At 45.3% G+C, this 19568-nt stretch carries 11 protein-coding genes and 2 pseudogenes; 3 read left to right on the top strand and 10 right to left on the bottom strand.

The window, feature by feature from the left end:
• Positions 1-6: 6 nt before the first annotated feature.
• The 6 genes from HNQ46_RS05140 to clpB form a co-directional block, all read right to left on the bottom strand.
• Positions 7-3726 carry a glycosyltransferase gene (locus HNQ46_RS05140; protein ID WP_183683604.1) on the bottom strand — a complete coding sequence of 1240 codons (3720 nt, stop codon included), beginning with the start codon at positions 3724-3726 and terminating at the stop codon, positions 7-9.
• Entirely contained in the window at positions 3723-5267 is a 1545-nt protein-coding gene (locus HNQ46_RS05135) for an ABC transporter ATP-binding protein (RefSeq protein ID WP_183683602.1), read from the bottom strand. Before HNQ46_RS05135 ends, HNQ46_RS05140 begins: the two co-directional genes overlap by 4 nt.
• Before the next feature lie 415 nt (positions 5268-5682).
• Positions 5683-6753 carry a PDDEXK nuclease domain-containing protein gene (locus HNQ46_RS05130; protein ID WP_183683600.1) on the bottom strand — a complete coding sequence of 357 codons (1071 nt, stop codon included), beginning with the start codon at positions 6751-6753 and terminating at the stop codon, positions 5683-5685.
• 17 nt (positions 6754-6770) lie between these two features.
• Positions 6771-7073, bottom strand: a complete 303-nt coding sequence (locus HNQ46_RS05125) for a hypothetical protein (protein ID WP_183683598.1) — start codon at positions 7071-7073, stop codon at positions 6771-6773.
• A 33-nt stretch (positions 7074-7106) separates the two neighbouring features.
• Positions 7107-8447 (bottom strand): ATP-binding protein, encoded by a 1341-nt coding sequence (locus tag HNQ46_RS05120; protein WP_183683596.1) that lies wholly within the window; start codon positions 8445-8447, stop codon positions 7107-7109.
• 415 nt (positions 8448-8862) lie between these two features.
• The gene (gene clpB, locus HNQ46_RS05115; RefSeq protein WP_183683594.1) at positions 8863-11448 is read right to left on the bottom strand and encodes an ATP-dependent chaperone ClpB; all 2586 of its coding nucleotides are present in this window, start codon (positions 11446-11448) and stop codon (positions 8863-8865) included.
• 390 nt (positions 11449-11838) lie between these two features.
• On the opposite strand from clpB, the gene HNQ46_RS05110 reads away from it, so the two are divergent.
• On the top strand, positions 11839-14520 hold the full coding sequence (locus HNQ46_RS05110) for a cation-translocating P-type ATPase (protein WP_183683593.1): 2682 nt from the start codon (positions 11839-11841) through the stop codon (positions 14518-14520).
• Positions 14521-14717: 197 nt separating this feature from the next.
• Here HNQ46_RS05110 and HNQ46_RS05105 read toward each other — a convergent pair whose 3' ends face one another.
• The 4 genes and pseudogenes from HNQ46_RS05105 to HNQ46_RS12335 all read right to left on the bottom strand — a co-directional run.
• Positions 14718-15404 (bottom strand): hypothetical protein, encoded by a 687-nt coding sequence (locus tag HNQ46_RS05105; RefSeq protein WP_183683591.1) that lies wholly within the window; start codon positions 15402-15404, stop codon positions 14718-14720.
• A gap of 163 nt (positions 15405-15567) precedes the next feature.
• Positions 15568-16356, bottom strand: a complete 789-nt coding sequence (locus tag HNQ46_RS05100) for a transglutaminase domain-containing protein (RefSeq protein WP_183683589.1) — start codon at positions 16354-16356, stop codon at positions 15568-15570.
• Positions 16357-16578: 222 nt separating this feature from the next.
• A complete protein-coding gene (locus HNQ46_RS12220; protein WP_330604538.1) occupies positions 16579-17712 on the bottom strand; it encodes a YARHG domain-containing protein in 1134 nt (377 codons plus the stop codon).
• 99 nt (positions 17713-17811) lie between these two features.
• Positions 17812-17877 (bottom strand): annotated as a pseudogene (locus HNQ46_RS12335) (zinc-ribbon domain-containing protein); the annotation flags it as partial.
• A gap of 238 nt (positions 17878-18115) precedes the next feature.
• Between HNQ46_RS12335 and HNQ46_RS05090 the strand changes: the two are divergent.
• The gene (locus HNQ46_RS05090; protein WP_183683585.1) at positions 18116-18616 is read left to right on the top strand and encodes a deoxycytidylate deaminase; all 501 of its coding nucleotides are present in this window, start codon (positions 18116-18118) and stop codon (positions 18614-18616) included.
• Between the two features lie 136 nt (positions 18617-18752).
• Positions 18753-19442 (top strand): annotated as a pseudogene (nth, locus tag HNQ46_RS05085) (endonuclease III); the annotation flags it as partial.
• Between the last annotated feature and the right edge of the window lie 126 nt (positions 19443-19568).

Raw genomic sequence — 19568 nt, 5'->3', positions numbered from 1 at the left:
ATGAATTTACTTTAACTCCAGCACTTCTCCGTCTTTTCCCAGTCCGAAGTCCTCTCGGATTCCTTCAAATACCGCCTCTGTGGAAAATGCCTTTTCCACGAATTCCAAGGACTTCTGTCCCATTTCTCGAAGCTTTGGAATGTTTTGGTAGAGAAGGGCGCCGGTTTTGGCAAATTCTCTTTCTTCTCCCTCGATGGCAACCACTTCTTCAATGCCCGGGATGCCTTCCGCACCGCAGGGGGTGGTCAGGATGGCGGCTCCTTCATGGAGGGCTTCCACAACTTTTCCCTTCACACCTGCGCCGTAGCGCAGGGGCACAATCACCATTCGACTTTCCTGATAAAGGCTATGAAGCTTTTCGTCGCTAACAAAGCCCAGCACCTCTATGCCCTCCTGCTGTCCCAGGGCCAGAACCTTCTCTGTGGGCTTACTGCCCACAATACGGAAGGAAATGTTCGGAAGCTGTCTTCTCATTAAGGGGAAGATTTCCTTGGCAAACCAAAGCACACCGTCCTCATTGGGCGGGTGAGCAAAGCCTCCCACAAAGAGCATTCCTTCCCGGCCCTCCGTCATTTTCTCCACCTGCACGGAGTCGGAGAACACATAGGCGGTGATAGCCTTTACCGGAATGCTGTCGTCAATCTTATGGATTTCCTCCACCTCTAAGTTGGAGGGGTAATAGCTGATGTCCGCCTTTTGCAGGACGGAAAGCTCCATGCTCTTAAAGTAGGCGATTTCCTCCAAAAGCTCCGGCCTTGGCTTCAGGGCATACTCCCTTTGCAGCCGGAGGAAATGCAGGTCATGACCGTAGAAAATAATCTTCCAGTCCGTATTTTCCTTGATGTAGTCTATGTACTTAGAGGCAATGTGGGGGCGGTTTAGATAAGCAATCTGAATCATTTCCTTATTGTCTTCCATCCACTTCCAAATGCCCCCCTGCATCTTACTGCCGTAAAGGACTTCGATGCCCATTTGCTCCAGGGCTTCCGTGTAAGGCTCTTCCTTTAGGAAATTGTCCCCTAAGAACTTCACCTGCACGCCCTTTTCCGCCAGCATTTTTAGGTACTGGTAGGTAGTTTTAGAGCCTGCGTCCTTGTCAAAGGTGGGCACATAGTGGTCCACGAAGAGCACATAGCGCTTGCCCATACCCCGCTCTCTGGCCTGGAAGGGGTTGGGACTTCCAATATTGACGCATTGCTTTTTCAGCTCTTCCTTCCATTTTTCCTTGAATTTTTCCTGGTTGACCTTCTGGTAACGCTTAAGGCCGCTGCCTTCCACATCCGTGCCGTTGGAAATGCCTTCATAGTGGATGACCTTGGACTTGGGCTGGTACAGCACCTTCTTGCCCATTTTCCGTACGGAAAATGCCAGGTCGGAATCTTCGCAGTAGGCGGGAGCAAAGAGTTCATCAAAGCCTCCCAGTTCCTTCCAAATGCTTGTCCGCACCAAAATGGCGGCACCGGAAATGTAGTCCACTTCCTTCACATAGTTGTACTCCGGATCCTCCGGGTCTTGCAGTCTGCCGTAGTTCCAGCCGGAAGCATCGGACCAGATAATGCCGCCTGCCTCCTGCAATCTTCCGTCCGGGTACACCAGCTTGGATCCTACGATTCCCGCATCCGGCCGTCTTTCCATCAGCTCCACCAAGGAGGACAGCCAGCCCTCCGTCACTTCCGTATCATTGTTTAGGAAGAAAATGTATTCTCCCTTGGCTAAAGCGGCGGCCTGATTGCAGTTTTTCAAAAAGCCCATATTTTCCTTGTTCCGGGCAATCACCAGATTTTCCGAAAACAGGCGTAAATCTCTGGTAGCATCTGTGGACACATCGTCCGCAATAATCACCTCATAGGGAATCTCCCTTTCGTCGGTGAAACGGAGAATGGACTGTAGGCAACGGTAGGTATAGTGAATCTGGTTATAGCAGGGAATCACGATACTGACCTTAGGCTTGTCCACCTTGGGAAGGCGAATCTTTCCCCCGTCAAAGTAAGCCTGTCCAATCTTAAAGTGTCCGGAAATTCTGTTTCTTCCCTCTGCCGTAAAATATAGGGGCAGGGTTTTAAAGGGATGGAGCAGAGTCCGTCCCATGTAATGCAGAATCAATCTTCTCTTACTGTCCTTTGGAAAACGACGGTTAAAGGAGGCGGAAAGTCGTCTTCTGATTTTCGATGGCAGACTTTGGTGCCGTTCAAAATAATTCCGCTCCTCCTGTAACTGGGCAATATCCCGCTCATGGGCACGAATCACATTTTCCAGATTGCCCACATGAACGTTGGTTAAGCGGTTTACTTCCCGCTCTTTCTTTACGGAAATCTCCTTTTCCTTCAGCTCTTCCTGCAAATATTGGATCTGCTCCCGGCGTAGGGCGATTTCTTCCTTCTGCTTTTGGAAATTCTCCGGACTCATACGACTTTGCTGGTAAGCCCAAACATTTTCCTCCTGTCCCTCTCCATGAACCTCTTCCTGGAAAATGGCTTCCTTACGCTCGCAGGAAAGAAGCTCCGGCTTATTGATGGAAAACAGGCGGAAGAAGCTTTCTTCGTCCTTGTATTTTAATTTGTCCTTGTATTCTTCGTACCAGTAATGGAGGATGCGGTACAGGAGGAAAAGCCGTTCCTCTCCCTCTTCCTTCACCCACTCACAATCTATGAGTACCGCCTGCTCTCCATCCATGATGACATTTTCAAAAAGTAAATCCAAGTTGGCAGGCTTTATGAAGCTTTCCTCTCCCAAAAGAAGATGCAGGGCTTCCTGAATTTCCTTTACCGGAGCCTTTCCTTGGGAAATCAGCTCTCCCAGAATTTCTCCGATGCTCTTTCCCTTTACAAAGGGGTACAAAATGCTGGAAGGGGACTGGGAACCGGCATAGGCCCGCCAAAAGCCTTCCTCCTCCAAAACCTGAATCTTCCGCCGGGCGAAGCTTTCGCTAAGGAGCTTCCGCTTCTTTGGTAAGGAATCAATGTGGGCATTGGCCTCCGCCCCTATTCCTTCCTTTAAAACTTTTCGATTACCCTCTTTATCCCGAAGAATCTCGGTTTTCAGGGCATACTCCGGCTTTCTGCTGGAATTGTATTTGATATATTCCACATCATCGCTATGGACGTCCTTCATGGAAAGGATAGCCGTGGCATCCCCCCGGAAACGGTAGAGAAAGCTTGGGGCAAATTGGGGAAAAACCCCTTTCTTTCCCAGCGCCACATAGCCGTAGCCCTCCTCTCCCTCCTTGGGAAGTCTTTTTTCTGTATAAAAATGAATGGGGTACTCTAAGGAAGGCATAGGAAAATAAAGACTTGCCCGAGCCTTCGGGTAGTCCTTTTTCAGGCTCTCTTCCAGCATTTTCAAAGCATCATAGCTTTGGTAAGCCGGCTCCTTCTCGTAGTAGCCGGTGGAAATGCGCTCCAGAGCATTCTCATTTTCCATCCCCAAAATCACTTCGCCTCCGGGAAGTAGCCACTTCTCCAAAAAGGTGCGAAGCATCTCCTCCAAAGAGCCTTGGAAGAGCATCAAATGTCGCTTGGTCAAAAGGGGAATAATAATATAGTCAAAGCGGTCTTCCTCCAAACGAAGACTGATGCTTTTTACTCTTTTTCGTAGTAGCTTTTCAAAAAGCTCTTGGCTGTCCTTTTCTGCCAAAAGCAGGACCTTGCTGTCCTTCTCCAGCCCCCCTTCTCCGGGGAAAAACGAAATCCATTCGATTAAGTTGGATTGCAGCTTCGAAAAACTCATGCCTCATGCCTTTCCAGAGTCACTTCCGACTCCATATCGTAAATTCCAACGGTGTTTTTATTGGATAAAACGGTGATACTGGTAATGTCGTATTTTCTGTCGTAAACCGTGTGCTCCCCTTCTTCGAAGCCGGTGCAGGAAATGGAGAGAAGGTACTCTCCTCCTTGCAGGTTCATCCGCTGGGTGAAGGTGCAGTAGTACTCGTCCCCCTTCTTTACCGCCGGGATTTCCTTGCCTTCAAAAAGGGTATTGGTACCGCTTAAGTCCATGCCCCGCTTGTCCTTGATGGTGAAGGTGAAAATGGGGGCAGCGATATCATCATGGAAGACAATCCGCTCTTTGATGGAAAATTCTTCGCCCTTTAACAGCACATTGCTTGGACGCCCGTCCTTGTCCAGCACCCCGAAGTCCAGAATCTCCGCCTTGCCGTTTCCGTACTGCTGGCTGGAAGGGTTTAAGGTCAAATGGTCTTTCATAAAGCCGGTAGGTTTTGGGGAATGTTGACCGGCTTCGGGGGATGTAGCGGATGTGGGTTCGGCGGTTCCTGAGGCTATGCCTGTGCCGACGTTTTTTTCTGTGGTTCCGGCGGTGCCGGCAGTGCCTCCGGCTACGGATGCGCCTTTTTGACCGATACCGTTAGATGTAGCATTTCCGGCTGTATCGGCTATTCCGTTGGTTTCGTCGGCTCCAGCTTTACCCGCTTTTCCACTAGCTCCGCCGCTTCCGGCATTTCCCCTACGCTCTCCGTCCACATTGCCAAGGAAGTTCTGCTCCTCCATAAACTGCTCGGCATGGGGGTCCTTTCCTGCCAATATCTTTTTGTACTTGTCCACCATTTGTCCAGGAAGACCTTCCCCAACCTTTTCCCCCTTGTGGAAAAGCACTACTCTGTCGCAGTACTTCATTACGGAGCCTAAGTCATGGGTAACCATCAAAATGGTGGTACCCTTCCGCTTTAATTCATCCATGCGGTGATAGCATTTGGCCTGAAAGAACACATCTCCCACGGACAGGGCCTCGTCCACGATCAAAACCTCCGGGTCAATGGAGATATACAGGGCAAAGGCCAGACGAACGAACATACCGCTGGAATAGGACTTTACGGGCTGGTAAACGAAGTCTCCAATATCCGCAAACTCCAAAATGGCAGGGAGCTTCTCATCCATCTCTGCCTTACTAAAGCCCATCATGGTGCCGTTCATATAGATATTTTCAATGCCGGTATAGTCCTGGTTAAAGCCGGCGCCCAGCTCCAAAAGAGCGCAGATGCTTCCCCGGCTTTCCACCTTTCCTGTGGTGGCACTGAGCACCCCGGTTATAATCTTCAGCATAGTGGACTTGCCGGAGCCGTTGGTACCGATAATCCCCACTGCCTCTCCCCTTCCTACAGAAAAGGAAATGTCTCTCAGGGCATAGAAATCCTTATGGTAAGATTTTTTCCGAAGGCTAATGCTTTCCAGTAGCCGGTCTATGGGCTTATCGTATAAACGATAGACCTTGCTTACCTGATCCACCGAAATGATTTTCTCTACTTCTTCCATAGTCCCCCTTAAAATCTATTACTTGATGTTTCTGGTTTTGCTGTGTTCTGGTTTTGCTGTGTTCTGATTTTGCTCTAATGTTTCTAATTTTACTTTGTTCTGATTTTTGTTCTGATTATTCAGCTTATTCCAACTCTGTTGTTTCACTCTGTTTTTCGGCCTGGTCTGTCCCTCGCCGTTCTTTCCGCTTCGCTCTTCCTTAGCACATGGGAAAATCCTCCTGCCCATCCTTAGAAAGGCAGTGCTCTAAACGAAAAGTATAACATAAAATCAGAATCTTTTCTCTATAAACCGCATTTACATCACTGTTAAATCTATCAAGAAATCATTAGCAATTCTCTCATACAAATTTATGAACATCTTACTTCAAATAAAAAAGACGACAGATTTTTTTAATCTACCGTCTTGTGAAAATTTATTTTAGTTCGTTTTCGATTTCTTCTATGCTTGGTAATGCTCCTTTTAAACTTTCAGGAATTAAATTTTGTAGTTGATATTCTGAAATTCCAATAGGTTCTCTTGAACTTTCAGAAGCATATTTTGCCAATACATTATCCTTTGTCTTACAGATTAAAAGGCCTATTGTTTGATTATCTCCATCTCCCTTTAATATATGATTTACAGATGTCACATAGGTTCCAAGTTGCCCTATATCCGCAGGTTTAAATGCAGAAATCTTAACCTCCACAACTACATAGCAATGCAACTTAATGTTGTAGAATAACATATCAATAAATTCTTCTGAATTTCCAACTACAAGCCTATATTCTCTACCCACGAACGAAAATCCTGTCCCCAGTTCTAATAAGAATTTTTGAATATTATCCATTAAAGCGTCTTTCAATTCTTTTTCATCATAATTTTGTCTGATAGCTATAAAGTCAAAATTATAGGGATCTCTTGTCATTTCATTGGCCAAATCGCTTTGTAAAGCAGGCAAATTATTTGTAAAATTTGTTATCGCTTTTCCTTGTCTATCAAACAGGTCTGTATCCAAGAAATTTAAGAGCACAGCTCTGCTCCAGCTATTTTCTAATGTTTTCGATATAAAGAAAAATGCTTTATTCAAATCTCCTTCACATCTATCCATAATATATCTTTGATGCCCCCAAGGGATGCTAAAAATCTTATCAAAATTTTCACTGCTTTGTGATATTCGTAAATCGTCCACAAGCTGTGGACGATTTAATGGGGAATACATTTCATAAAATTTTTTCATATATTTTAAATTAGTAACAGAAAGCCCTTTAACATTTGGAATTTCCTTTTGTAAATCTGAACTTAGCTTTTTATAAAACCCGCTTCCCCATCTACTTTCTGCCTTTAAGCTGATGATTTCTTCTCCTAAACTATAATAAAACCTTAGCATTTCAGAATTAACGGAAACTGCTGCTTTAAGTTGCCCGTCTTGATATGATAGTTTTATTTTTTCAAGCATTTGTATATACTCTTTATCACTTATGATAGTTAAATCTTTTTTGTTCAATATCATCACTCCTATCTCTATAAATTTTCTATAGTTTTTTTGCATTTTTCTTTAATTTGACGAAATGTTTCTAAGTCTTCTTCCAATTCATCTTGAATCAAATCCAAATAGGAATACCCTAGCTTATCATAGATATCAAGGAGTTCTGATTTCCCAATTCCAAGTATTTCTGCTGCTCTTCCATGAGAAATGCTTTGGTTTAAAATATAGGGATATAGCAAAAGTGCATTTCTTCTCAGTTCCGACTCCGGTGAAAGCTCTTCCAGATACTTACGCATTTCTACCGGCACTTGTATTGTGATTGATTCCGTTTTCACCATAGTTGTCTTCTTCCTTCCGGTAAGCTATATAAATCAGTGCTCCATCTTTTCCAATGCCAACCCAATCAATTGATCCGCCTGATCTGCCATGAATAGCGGGATATTCAGCACATCGTCGTCCAGTTTCAGATTGTCCAATGAGAAACGGATGCGGAGCTTTACCTTATCAGGGAAGAGTTCCTTGAACTTCTTCATACTCTTGCTGCTTGTGTTGGTTTCGGATTTGACCTCCACGGGAAAGATGTCATTCTCCCGCTGAATGAGGAAGTCCACTTCGTAAGGCGGGTTGTTTTGGCTCCAATAACGGGGCATAACTTCAAACTGAGTAATTAAAGTCTGCAACACAAAGTTTTCACTTAATGCGCCTTTGAATTCAGTAAAAAGGCGGTTACCTTCGCCAAAGGCGGTGGGAGCCAACTGTGCCAGACGGCGGAGCAGTCCCACATCCACCAGATAAATCTTGAAGGCAGACAAGTCATCGTAAGCTGCAATTGGCAGACCGGGAGCTGAGCTGCGATAAATTTTATGCACCAAACGGGCATCTACCAGCCATTGCAAGGCATCCTCGTACTCACGGGCTCTTGCCCCTTCCTTGACCACTTTATAGATGAACTTCTTATTCTCTTTTGCCAGTTGAGAAGGAATAGATTTCCAAATCATTGAGATTTTCGGGAACTCACTGAGATGAGGATGTTTTGCAAAATCTCGCTCATAGGCTCCGATGATTCCGGACAGCGCTTCCTGCATGGCAGAAATATCCCGTGCCTCCGTCCACATCAATACCGACTCCGGCATACCACCGGTGACATAGTACATTTTCAGCTTCTCATACAGTGGATTAAAGAAGGCATCAGGGATGGGTTCAAGAGTGTCCACCTGTTCCAGATACTGTGCCAGATTTTCATCACCGTTGGCAAGTAGGAATTCCTTAAAGGTCATCGGGTCAATCTGCATAAAGTTGACCTTACCCACCGGAAAAGAGGAGGGTTTCGCTAGCGCAATACCCAACAGAGAACCGGCGCAGGCAAGGTGATACTGCGGTGCGTTCTCGCAAAAATACTTCATGGAGTTGATGACCTTCGGGCAATCCTGTACCTCATCAAAAATAATAAGGGTTTTTTCAGGCACAATTTTTTGACCACTTGCCAGCATAAGGTTTTGTAGAATCCGATCCACATCCTTAGTCGTTTCAAAAAATTGCTTATATTCTTCATCTTCGTCGAAGTTAAAGTAAGCTGTATTTTCATAATAGCGCCTGCCGAACTCTTTCAGAATCCAAGTCTTACCCACCTGACGTACGCCTTTCAAGATTAATGGCTTGCGATAGGGAGAATTCTTCCAATCCAGCAATTTTTTTAAGATAAATCGTTCCACAAAAACAATCCTCACATTTTTATTATATTTTCGTGCTTATAAATCACACTTTTATTATATTTTTAATCCGTGGAAATTACAAGTAAAAATACAAAATTATTTGATTCACCTAAACCGCTTGTCAGAAAAATTCCTATACCTGCGTATAATCAAAGAATAGGGCATCTCTATACCTGCGCATAATCAAGGATTGGGGCATTCCTAACCCTGCGCATAATCAAAGATTAGGGCATTCCTATACCTGCGCATAATCAAAGATTAGGGCATTCCTATACCTGCGCATAATCAAAGATTGGGGCATCTCTAACCCTGCGCATAATCAAAAAGATAGCAGAAAGGGCTGTACTATCCCCTTCCGCTATCTTTTTTTCTTATTCTATGCAAGCGCTTCCTTATGAAGAGCAAGCCATCTTTATTAAACCACCGCCGCAGTTAGTTTTCCGTCCTGCAAACGGATTTCTATATTGTCACCTTCTTTTACCCTGTCTTCCAGGATTTCCTTAGCCACCAAAGTTTCCACATGCTTTTGCATATAACGCTTCAGCGGTCTTGCACCGAAGCCGGGCTCATAGGCATTTTCCAAAATGAAGTCTAAGGCTTCCTTATGAAGATGGATATGCAGACGACGCTCCTGTAAACGCTTGTTGATGTCCTTCAGGATAAGGTCTGCGATTCTTTCCATATCCTTCTGTACCAAAGGTTTGAAGAGAATGATTTCGTCCAAACGGTTCAGGAACTCCGGACGGAAATGGCCGTGAAGGGCTTCCATAACTTCCTTCCGTACATCATCCGGAATATCTCCATTTTCAGAAATACCATCCAGTAGGGTCTGGGCACCGATATTAGAGGTCAGGATAATGATGGTGTTCTTAAAGTCCACCGTCCGTCCCTGAGAATCGGTGATTCGTCCGTCGTCCAGTACCTGTAAGAGAATGTTGAATACATCCGGATGGGCTTTCTCGATTTCATCAAAGAGCACTACCGCATAGGGCTTTCTCCGAACCGCCTCTGTCAGCTGTCCTCCCTCTTCGTAGCCTACATAGCCGGGAGCCGCACCAATCAAACGGGACACGGAGTACTTCTCCATGTACTCGGACATATCGATACGAACCATGGCATTTTCATCATCAAAGAGGTTCTGGGCAAGGGACTTGGCAAGCTCCGTCTTACCTACACCGGTAGGTCCTAAGAAAAGGAAGGAACCAATGGGCTTTGTGGGATCTTTGATTCCGGCCTTGGAACGAAGAATAGCCTCTGTAACCTTGGTCACCGCCTCTTCCTGTCCAATCAGTCTCTTATGGATTTCATCGTCCAGATGAAGTACCTTGGAACGCTCGGACTCGTTTAACTTGGTTACCGGAATGCCGGTCCAACGGCTGATGATTTTGGCGATTTCTTCCTCTGTCACCTTGTCGTGTACCAAGCCCTGGGCTTCCTTAGACTGTGCAAGTTCCTCCGCCTCTACAAGCTCTTTCTCAACTTGCGGAAGATCCTGATATTGCAACTTCGAAGCCTGCTCATACTCTCCTTTTTGAACCGCAATGTTTATCTCTGCCTGCAACTGATTCTTCTTTTCACGAAGAGTCTGAAGCTTGGATACGGCGTTCTTTTCATTTTCCCACTGGGCCTTCTGCACATTAAACTGATCCCTAAGCTCGGAAAGCTCCTTCTGCAGGGTGGCCAGTCTTTCCTTAGAAAGCTGATCCTCTTCCTTCTTCAAAGCCAATTCCTCAATCTGGAGCTGCAAAATTCTTCTTTGCATCTCGTCCATTTCCTCCGGCATGGAGTCCATCTCGGTTTTTATCATGGCACAGGCTTCATCCACAAGGTCAATGGCCTTATCCGGTAAGAATCTATCGGAAATGTAACGGTCGGAAAGGGTAGCAGCTGCAACCAATGCGGAGTCGGTAATCTTTACTCCGTGGTAAACCTCGTAACGTTCCTTAATGCCTCGAAGGATGGAAATGGTATCTTCCACATCCGGCTCGTCCACCATGACAGGCTGAAAACGTCTTTCCAAAGCCGGGTCTTTTTCAATATATTTTCTATATTCATCCAGAGTAGTGGCTCCGATACAATGAAGCTCTCCTCTGGCCAGCATGGGTTTTAAGAGATTTCCGGCATCCATGGAGCCTTCGGTTTTTCCGGCTCCTACAATGTTGTGGATCTCATCGATGAAGAGAAGGATTTCTCCCTCGGACTTCTTCACCTCATCCAAAACTGCCTTTAATCTTTCTTCAAACTCTCCTCTATATTTAGCGCCGGCAATCAATGCACCCATATCCAGGGCGAAAATCTTCTTCTTTTTCAAGGAATCCGGCACGTCTTCCTTGGCAATTCTTTGGGCCAGTCCCTCCACCGCAGCGGTTTTACCAACTCCGGGTTCTCCGATTAAGCAGGGATTATTCTTCTGCTTTCTGGAAAGGATACGGATGATGTTACGGATTTCGTCATCTCTTCCGATAATGGGGTCAAACTTCTGCTGTCTGGCTCTTTCCACCATTTCATAACCATATTTGTTCAAGGAATCATAGGTGCCTTCCGGATTGTCCGTAACTACCTTCTGATTGCCTCGAACGGAGGACAGAGCCTGTAAGAAGCCGTCCTTGGTAATATGAAATTCTTTGAAGAGCTCCTGAATCTTCTTGTCTCCATCTTTTAGGAGAGCCAGGAAAAGATGCTCTACGGAAACATATTCATCTCCCATGGCTTTGGCATGGTCTTCCGCATTCATCATAACCTTATTGGCGTCCTGGGAAAAATACTGCTGTCCCCCGGAAACCTTAGGCAGGCTGTTAATCTTCTCTTCCAGCGCTCTCTTAAAGTCTTCTACCGGAACTTCCATCTTTTCCAGAAGCTTTTCAATCAGGCTGTCTTCAATGTCTAACAAACTATATAAAATGTGAAGCTGTTCAATGGCTTGATTGCCGTGGTCCATAGCAATCTTTTGGCTGTTGTTGATACTTTCAACGGATTTTTGGGTAAAACGATTAATGTTCATAGGAGTACCTCCTTTATTTTCCTTAAGATAGCTCCATTATACACGCGTTGTTAGCACTGTCAAGTGATGAGTGCTAATTCTTTTGTGATTTTTTTGTGAAATGATATTGTTAAAATTTCACTTGCTTTTTTTGAAATCTCCCGCTATACTTACTCCCGTTATATATTTCATAAGGGAGTAACAAGAGCCTAGCTCGTGGATATCAACATTGCATGCAGGAGACTGCTGGTATCTACTGAAAATGTGAGACTTATGCAACCCAGTTTTTCTGAGTGGCATAGGTCTCTTTTTATTCTATAGAGAGCGCCGGCTCACAGCAGGATATCTCATTGTTAGAAGCAATCGGACTCTTGCCTCTTATGAAAACCTAGGGAGAAAGGGTAAAGGAAAATGAAGGATCAAAACATGGAACAGAAAAGCACAAGAAAAGTATGGCAGGACAAGGCTTATCAAATGGAGATAGCCCAGCTGCTGAGAGCTGTAGAAAGTCCGGTGGAAACAGGACTTTCCTCTGCCGAGGTAGCCAAAAGACAGGCGGAGTACGGCAGTAATGCTCTGGAAGTAGAGAAGCATTCTTCTCTATTAGAAAAATTTATAGAGCAATTTAAAGATTTTATGATTATCATCCTTTTGGCTGCTGCCGCTGTTTCTCTTTTTGCCAGCCATGAATGGCATGATGCGGTGATTATCCTTTTGGTGGTGGTTTTAAACGCTATTATGGGTGTGATTCAGGAGGCAAAGGCGGAGGAGGCTATCGATGCCTTAAAGGAAATGGCTTCTCCGGATGCCAGAGTTCGCAGAAACGGCAATGTGGAAACCATCAAATCCCATGAGCTGGTGCCGGGAGATATCGTGCTTTTGGAGGCAGGAGACATTGTTCCTGCAGATATGCGTCTCTTAGAAGCCAACTCCCTGAAGGTGGAGGAAGCGGCTCTTACCGGCGAATCCGTTCCCGTGGATAAGGACATTGCCCCCATTACTTTAGAGGATGCTGGAATCGGCGACCGGAAAAACATGGTTTTCTCCAGTACCAATGTGACCTACGGTCGTGCCGTGGCCGTGGTTACCGCCATCGGTATGGATACGGAGGTGGGACATATCGCCAATATGCTGGCTCATGCGGAAAAGACCAAGACCCCTTTACAAAGAGATCAGGACCGTTTAGGAAAGAGCTTAACCATTATGATTTTGGCCATTGCCGCAGTAACCTTTGTGGTGGGCCTGCTTCGGGGAAGAGCCATTACCGATATGCTTCTGGTATCCATTTCCCTAGCGGTAGCTGCTATTCCCGAGGGCTTACCTGCCATTTCCACCATTATCCTCTCTCTGGGAACCCGTTCTATGGCGGAGAGAAAGGCTCTGGTGCGTACTCTTCCGGCGGTGGAGACTCTAGGAGGTACTCAGGTGATCTGCTCCGATAAAACCGGAACCCTGACCCTGAACCAGATGACCATTGAGAAAGTGTATTTTGACGGAAAATCACAGGACCGCAGCGCCGTAATTTCTGTAGATAATCCCCTGCTTCGCAGTCTTGTTTTGGCAAATGACAGCAAGCTGGATGCGGAAGGAAAGCTGATTGGCGATCCTACGGAAACCGCTATGGTACAGTTTGCCTTGGATCAGCATTTTCCTCTTCAGGAAAATGAGAGCAAGTACCCCCGTGTACAGGAGCTGCCTTTTGACTCCACCAGAAAGCTGATGAGTACCTTCCATCCCTTGGGCGGGGAATTCCTCCTTTGCACCAAGGGGGCACCGGACCAGCTTTTACAGCGTTGCAGTCACATCGTGGAAAATGGAGAAGTTCGCCCCTTAACAGAGGAGGATAGAAAATCCATTCTTTCCGAAAATACCAAAATGGCAAGAGAGGCTCTTCGTGTTCTGGCAGGAGCTTATCAGATTTGTAAGTCTGTGCCTGATTCCCCTCGTTCCGAGGATGTGGAGCAGAACCTGATTTTTGCCGGTCTTGTGGGCATGATTGACCCGGAGCGTAAGGAGGCTGCGGCAGCGATTTCCGTTGCCAAGGGTGCCGGCGTTCGTACCGTAATGATTACCGGAGACCATGCAGAAACCGCCCAGGCCATTGCCGAGCGTTTAGGCATTCTTCCTATGGGAGAGGATAATCGTGGACATGTTTTAACCGGTGCCGAGCTGGAGCTTTTGTCCGATGAGGAGCTGGAGAAGAAGGTTCCCGAGATTTCCGTTTACGCCAGAGTTTCTCCGGAGCATAAGGTTCGAATTGTAAGAGCTTGGCAGAAGAACGGAAAGATTGTTTCCATGACCGGAGACGGGGTAAATGATGCCCCTGCCTTGAAGCAGGCGGATATCGGTGTGGGTATGGGAATCACCGGAACGGAAGTTTCCAAGGGTGCTTCCGACATGGTGCTGGCGGATGATAACTTTGAAACCATTGTGGTAGCCATTGAAGAAGGAAGAAAGGTTTTCTCCAATATTCAAAAGGCGGTACAGTACCTGCTTTCCGCAAACTTCGGAGAGGTGATTACCCTCTTTGTGGCTACCCTCTTAGGCTGGACCATCTTACAGCCGGTACATATCCTTTGGATTAACTTGGTAACAGACGTTTTCCCGGCTATTGCTTTAGGAATGGAAAAGGCTGAGCCGGATGTGATGCAGAGAAAGCCCAGAGAAAAGAGCTCCAGCTTCCTCTCCAACGGTGTACTGGAAAGCATCCTTTATCAGGGTATTTTAGAGGGAGGCTTGACCCTGTTCATCTATTGGCTGGCAGGACAGTATTTCCATGAGGAAAATCTTTCCGAGACCATGGCCTTTGCCACTCTGGGACTTTTACAGCTCTTCCATGCCTTTAACGTAAAGTCCGTTTTCCGCTCCCTGTTCAATGGAAATCCTTTGGACAATATTTACTTAAACGGTGCAGCACTGCTTTCCGCCTTCCTGCTTTTAGGCGTAATTGTTACTCCCGGAATCAATCAGTTCTTCGATGTGACTCCTCCAAGCCTTATGCAGTGGGCTATCGTTTTCGGAATTTCCTTCAGTATTATCATTTTTGTAGAGATTGCAAAGGCGATTTTCAGGACGATGCGGAAGCAAGCATAACGATTTCCATACGAAAAAAGAGGCTATATAGCCTCTTTTTTTAATGCGAGGAGATGTTATGCTCTGCATCTCATCGTCCATGATATAAACCCCTTTTGCAAGGGCTCTTCTGCATGAGAGCCATCTCCCCGTGAAAAGACATCCCTGTCCTTTCCAAAAACTACTATTCTAGGAAATTTTCCTTCTGAAAACCTTTTTTAATGTCCCATATTGGAACCGCTGGCTACCAGGTTGGAACCGGAAGCTACGGGCTTTGGAAGGTTGGAGCTGCTGGCCTTAGCGCCATTTTTCTTGCCGCTTGCGCCTCCTGCCCCTCCTGTTCCGGAACCGCTTCCGCCGCCGGAGAAGCTGATAATGGTCTTTGTGGGAGTGGTGCTTGCTGCCGCCTCTGTGCTCTGCTTCTGCTCTACGGAAGGATATCCCTTTCCGGCCTCATATACGGGAGTGCCCTCAGCATTTACCCAATGTCCCTCAGCATCTACCTTGTAGCCGTCCTTCTCGGAGGAAACCAAAAGCTCTCCGAACTTAGGTCCTTCTTCCTCCTGCAAATAGTAGGAATATCCTCCTACCCACTGCCAGCCCTGAAGAAGCTTTCCGAAGGTACCGTCGTGTAAAGTGCTCATAAAGAACCATTTTCCGGCATCATTCTTCTGCCAACCGGAGAATAAAGTTCCGTCCTCCTTTAAGAAGAACCAGCTTCCGTCAGTGTAAATCCAACCCTGATACTTGCTTCCGTCCGGCTTTACGAAGGACCACTGTCCGGCGTCCTGCTTCCAGCTTCCTTCCGTGTTTAATGGAGCCGCCACTGCGGGAATGGCAGATACCAGTAAAGCTGCTCCCAATCCCAATGCTAAAAGACTTCCTTTTCTTCCCATTCTTTTCATCTTTCTCTCCTTTACTTCCGTACTTACTTTCTCAGTACTCTTCCTTAGAAATTCACTTGTTTGTATTATTTCTTAAAAAGTTCTTTTCCGAGAGAAATCTTAACACAAGCCTCCGACATTCTCAATATTTCTCCAAAATGTTATTAAATTCGTCAGAAATACTTTAGAACTTAACTTTTCTATTCTGATAATTTTTGAAAATTTTTTCTGTGATATGGTTGCCGGCAATTTCCTCCTCTGTTCGAAGAAAATATTTGTCGATAATCTGATTTTCTCCGTCCTCCGTCACCGGATCATCCCAGGTACAATCCACAGAAAGCCATTTTCCGTCAATCCAAACCCTGTTCCAGGCATGGCTGCCTATTGCACCGCCTCTGCCAACGGACTTTCCTACCACAACCTCATGGGGAATGCCCAGAACCTCCATAAAATAATCAAAGGCCTCCACATAGCCGTTGCACACTGCAACGCCCTTCAGCATCACACCTTCGATATGGTAAGAATCCTCCGGAATAGTTCGTCTTCTCTGGTTCTCAATATCGTACTTGGTCTGTTGAATAATCCAGTCATGAACCGCCTTCACCTTCTCCCTGTCGCTCATGGCGTCATTGCAAATCTGCTCCGCCACGGTGAAGACCTTAAGCTTTGCCACTGCCTCGGGAGAAGAGGCATCCAGACCATAAGCACGCCGTCCTTCCTTAATTCCGAAATGCAGGTAATGACTCCAAAAAGCTGAGGGATTCATTCCGTAGGCCTCCAGCACATCCGGATTATCCTTGGCATATTGCTCCGCATCCAGATATTCTCCATTTTCTCCAAAGCTTAAGGCAGTTCTCCTGTCTCCTTTAATGGGAGAAGCGTAGCTTTGCAGACTGAAAAGAAGGGGAAATAGCAAGAGCAGCAGTAGCTTTATGCCCTCAGTCTTTAAGCTTTTGTTTTCGTATGGATTCATCTATGACCTCCTCACTATCCCTGTTCGTGTCATTTCTTACTTAAGTTTCACCAGACTTCCTTGTTGCACCCATGTCACTCCTTCTCATTTGAGGAGTCACAGGCTTCACCCACGCTATTTATTCTGAAATATGATAATACCCCTTTACTGTCTCTTCAGTAAAGGGGTATATCTAAATCTTATGAAATACTTCAGAATAGGCTTAGTGCCTTGCAAAACTGCTTAAGGATAGGTCTTTAAGAACTCCACATTTTTCTTTTCAATCTCTGACATTTGTCGATAAATATTATCCACATTTGATATCCGATCCCGGAGAGAAGAGTACCAATAAAATTGCTCAAAATAATCATTGAGCTCCGGATCCTTAAACTCATAACCGTATCTGGCATATATCTCATTTATAATCATCTGAGCAAGCGACCTTTGCCCGGGGAAGAGATCCTTTGGATACTCTGCCATCAATTCGGTCATATCCTGCTTCGTAATCAACCTGAAGGAACTGTAGGGGCAAATATAGTCCGATACAGCATACTGTGCTTTTGCCTCCTCAGTTCTCGCATCATCCTCTGCTGTAGAAAACGGCATCGAAGAATCTTCTGTGCCTATAGCAGTATCTTTCTCCTCTGAACTTTCCCCCAAGCCTGAAACAGTATAAGTTATGTTCTTTTTACTGGGTAAAATACCGCAAGATTCATAGTAGTAAAGCGGGCTGTATCGTAAATCAATATCTACTTTGGAGCCATTAGATAAAAAAAAATTGGAATATATTATAAAGTCATCTTTTTTAAGACCTTCTGGTAAAGCTCTTAGAACTATCTTGCCATATCCATTATCTCCTACTGCCTTAATTTCCATTTTCCCGAAAATATCCTCTTCTTTCACAGAAGCATCGGTATGGGCTTTTATCTTTTTATTCTCTAATTTCAGTTTACAATTTAAATAACGGGTAATCTCTCTGTCATCAAAGTTCCACTGATAAGCAATTAAATCTCCATTTTTAATGTTTTTCTCTTTCTTAAGACTGGGAGAACTGATAGATTCAAACAAGCAAGTTATCGGAGAATGATAAAGCTCCTCCAAACCCTTCGATTTCGCCAACTGCGTGAAGGATAATTTTCCCCCATAATCCCTTTCGATTCCATCCCAGTCTATTTCTGTACCTGCTACTGCATACCCACTTGGTCCATGGATATTCACCTTCACATATTCATCTAAGGGAATTGTAATTTTCTTAAAGAATTGTAGATATATCCAAGTTCCACTGCTCCCTATAAGAAACGCCAGAAGAAGGCAAATAAAAAAATGTAAATGTAATTTTTTCTTTGGTTTCAAAGCCTTAGCTTCTTTTGTAGCCACTGTCTTATTCCCTACAACCGATTCGTTTGGCACCGGGGGCGTGGAGGAAAGAGAAAGGGTTCCCTCCGAAAGCTGTTCTACTTCCTCTTCGGACAATCTTGCTCCACAAAGTTTGCAGAATACGGCATCATCATCATTTTTTAAACCACATTTTCTACAAAACATCCTATTCTCCTTTGATAATTCGTTTTTTGAATTTAGTTAAGGGAATCCACGACATTTACCTTCTATCCTATATTTCTTTTCCGTGTTTGACATGGAAAAGTCAGCTTTTCCTTAGTTTTATCATAAGTTTTATTAAAAAACAAATAATCCTCATTCTCTCTCTTTCCATTCCCCCTAGCTTTTGCTATCATTAGAGCCTAAAGAATACATGTTTTTTCGATGAAAAGGAGGGTTTTCTATGAGTGAAAATGATAAGCGGCAGGACGCGATTTCCTGGGATGAATATTTTATGGGGATCTGTACTCTATCTGCCCACCGTTCCAAGGACCCCTCCACCCAGGTAGGAGCCTGCATCGTTTCCCCGGATCATAAGATTCTCTCCATGGGCTACAACGGCTTCCCAAAGGGTTGCTCCGACGACATTTTCCCTTGGGCGAAAATGAAGGCGGAGCAGGATCCCTATAACGCCAAGTATTTTTACGTAACCCATGCGGAATTGAACGCGATTTTGAATTATCGGGGCGGTTCCCTGGAGGGCGCCACGATTTATGTCACCCTCTTCCCCTGCAACGAGTGTGCAAAGGCCATTATCCAATCCGGCATCAAAACCTTGGTGTACTGGGAAGATAAGTATGCGGATACTCCTGCGGTAAAGGCTTCCAAGAGAATGTTGGACGCCGCCGGTGTACGCTATTACCCCTACCAGCCCACCGGGAGAAGCATTACTATTGAATTTTAAAAAATGTCATGCTTGCGTTATCCTAAGAGGGGCAACTATATAACTTCTTAAGAGAGCATACTATAGCTTCTTAGTTTGGTATCTTCAGATACCTTTTGAAAAATAAAACTATCTATAGAAAGAAATACAGGAAATAATGTTTATTCGTTCTGAATCAAAGAAAAAAAGAGAAATGAGAGTTCGAGAAATCATGAAGAGGCTGGATGCCCATTATGGGGACCGGCCCATGATTTTTTTAGAGGCGAAAAATGCCTGGCAGTTGCTTTTTGCCACCATTTTAAGTGCCCAGTGCACCGATGCCCGGGTAAATATGGTGACGGAAAAGCTTTTTGTGAAATATAAAGATTTGCAAGCCTTTGCGGATTGTGATTTAAAGGAGCTGGAAGAGGATATCCATTCCACCGGTTTTTATCATAACAAGGCCAAAAATATGAAGGCCTGTGCCAAAGCGCTGGTAGAGGAGTATGGAGGGGAGGTTCCCCGGAATATTGAGGCCTTAACTGCCCTTCCCGGGGTGGGACGGAAAACCGGAAATCTGATATTAGGAAACATTTACCATATTCCCTCTATCGTGGTGGATACCCATGTAAAGCGCATTTCCAACCGTTTGGGGCTGGCGGATTCTCCAGATCCCACCAAGGTGGAATTTCAGCTCATGGAGCATCTTCCGGAGGAGTTTTGGATTCGTTGGAACACCCACATCATTGCTTTAGGAAGAACCCTTTGTACTTCCCAAAGTCCCAAGTGCGGCGAATGTTATTTGCAGGATCTCTGCCCTTCCAGCAAGAAGGACCCGGAGACCTGGAGACCTGTGGGGGAAAGAAAGGCTATCGAAAAGAAAAAGCCTGCTGCAAAGAAGACTGTTGAAAAGAAAAAGTCTGCTGCAGAGAATGCAGGTTTGAAGAAGTTAGAGGCAAATGTTGCCGTTGGCTCCAGAAAGACATTGGCGAAA

It is taken from the genome of Oribacterium sinus (genome assembly GCF_014202695.1).
GTDB lineage: Bacteria > Bacillota > Clostridia > Lachnospirales > Lachnospiraceae > Oribacterium > Oribacterium sinus.
The sequence above is the reverse complement of the archived record's forward strand: the minus strand, read 5'-3'. Positions and strand labels throughout refer to the sequence as shown.

Coding starts and splice junctions, on each gene's coding strand:
- HNQ46_RS05140 (WP_183683604.1), bottom strand. CDS start 3,726: ATGAGTTTTTCGAAGCTGCAATCCAACTTAATCGAATGGATTTCGTTT.
- HNQ46_RS05135 (WP_183683602.1), bottom strand. CDS start 5,267: ATGGAAGAAGTAGAGAAAATCATTTCGGTGGATCAGGTAAGCAAGGTC.
- HNQ46_RS05125 (WP_183683598.1), bottom strand. CDS start 7,073: ATGGTGAAAACGGAATCAATCACAATACAAGTGCCGGTAGAAATGCGT.
- clpB (WP_183683594.1), bottom strand. CDS start 11,448: ATGAACATTAATCGTTTTACCCAAAAATCCGTTGAAAGTATCAACAAC.
- HNQ46_RS05110 (WP_183683593.1), top strand. CDS start 11,839: ATGAAGGATCAAAACATGGAACAGAAAAGCACAAGAAAAGTATGGCAG.
- HNQ46_RS05105 (WP_183683591.1), bottom strand. CDS start 15,404: ATGAAAAGAATGGGAAGAAAAGGAAGTCTTTTAGCATTGGGATTGGGA.
- HNQ46_RS05100 (WP_183683589.1), bottom strand. CDS start 16,356: ATGAATCCATACGAAAACAAAAGCTTAAAGACTGAGGGCATAAAGCTA.
- HNQ46_RS05090 (WP_183683585.1), top strand. CDS start 18,116: ATGAGTGAAAATGATAAGCGGCAGGACGCGATTTCCTGGGATGAATAT.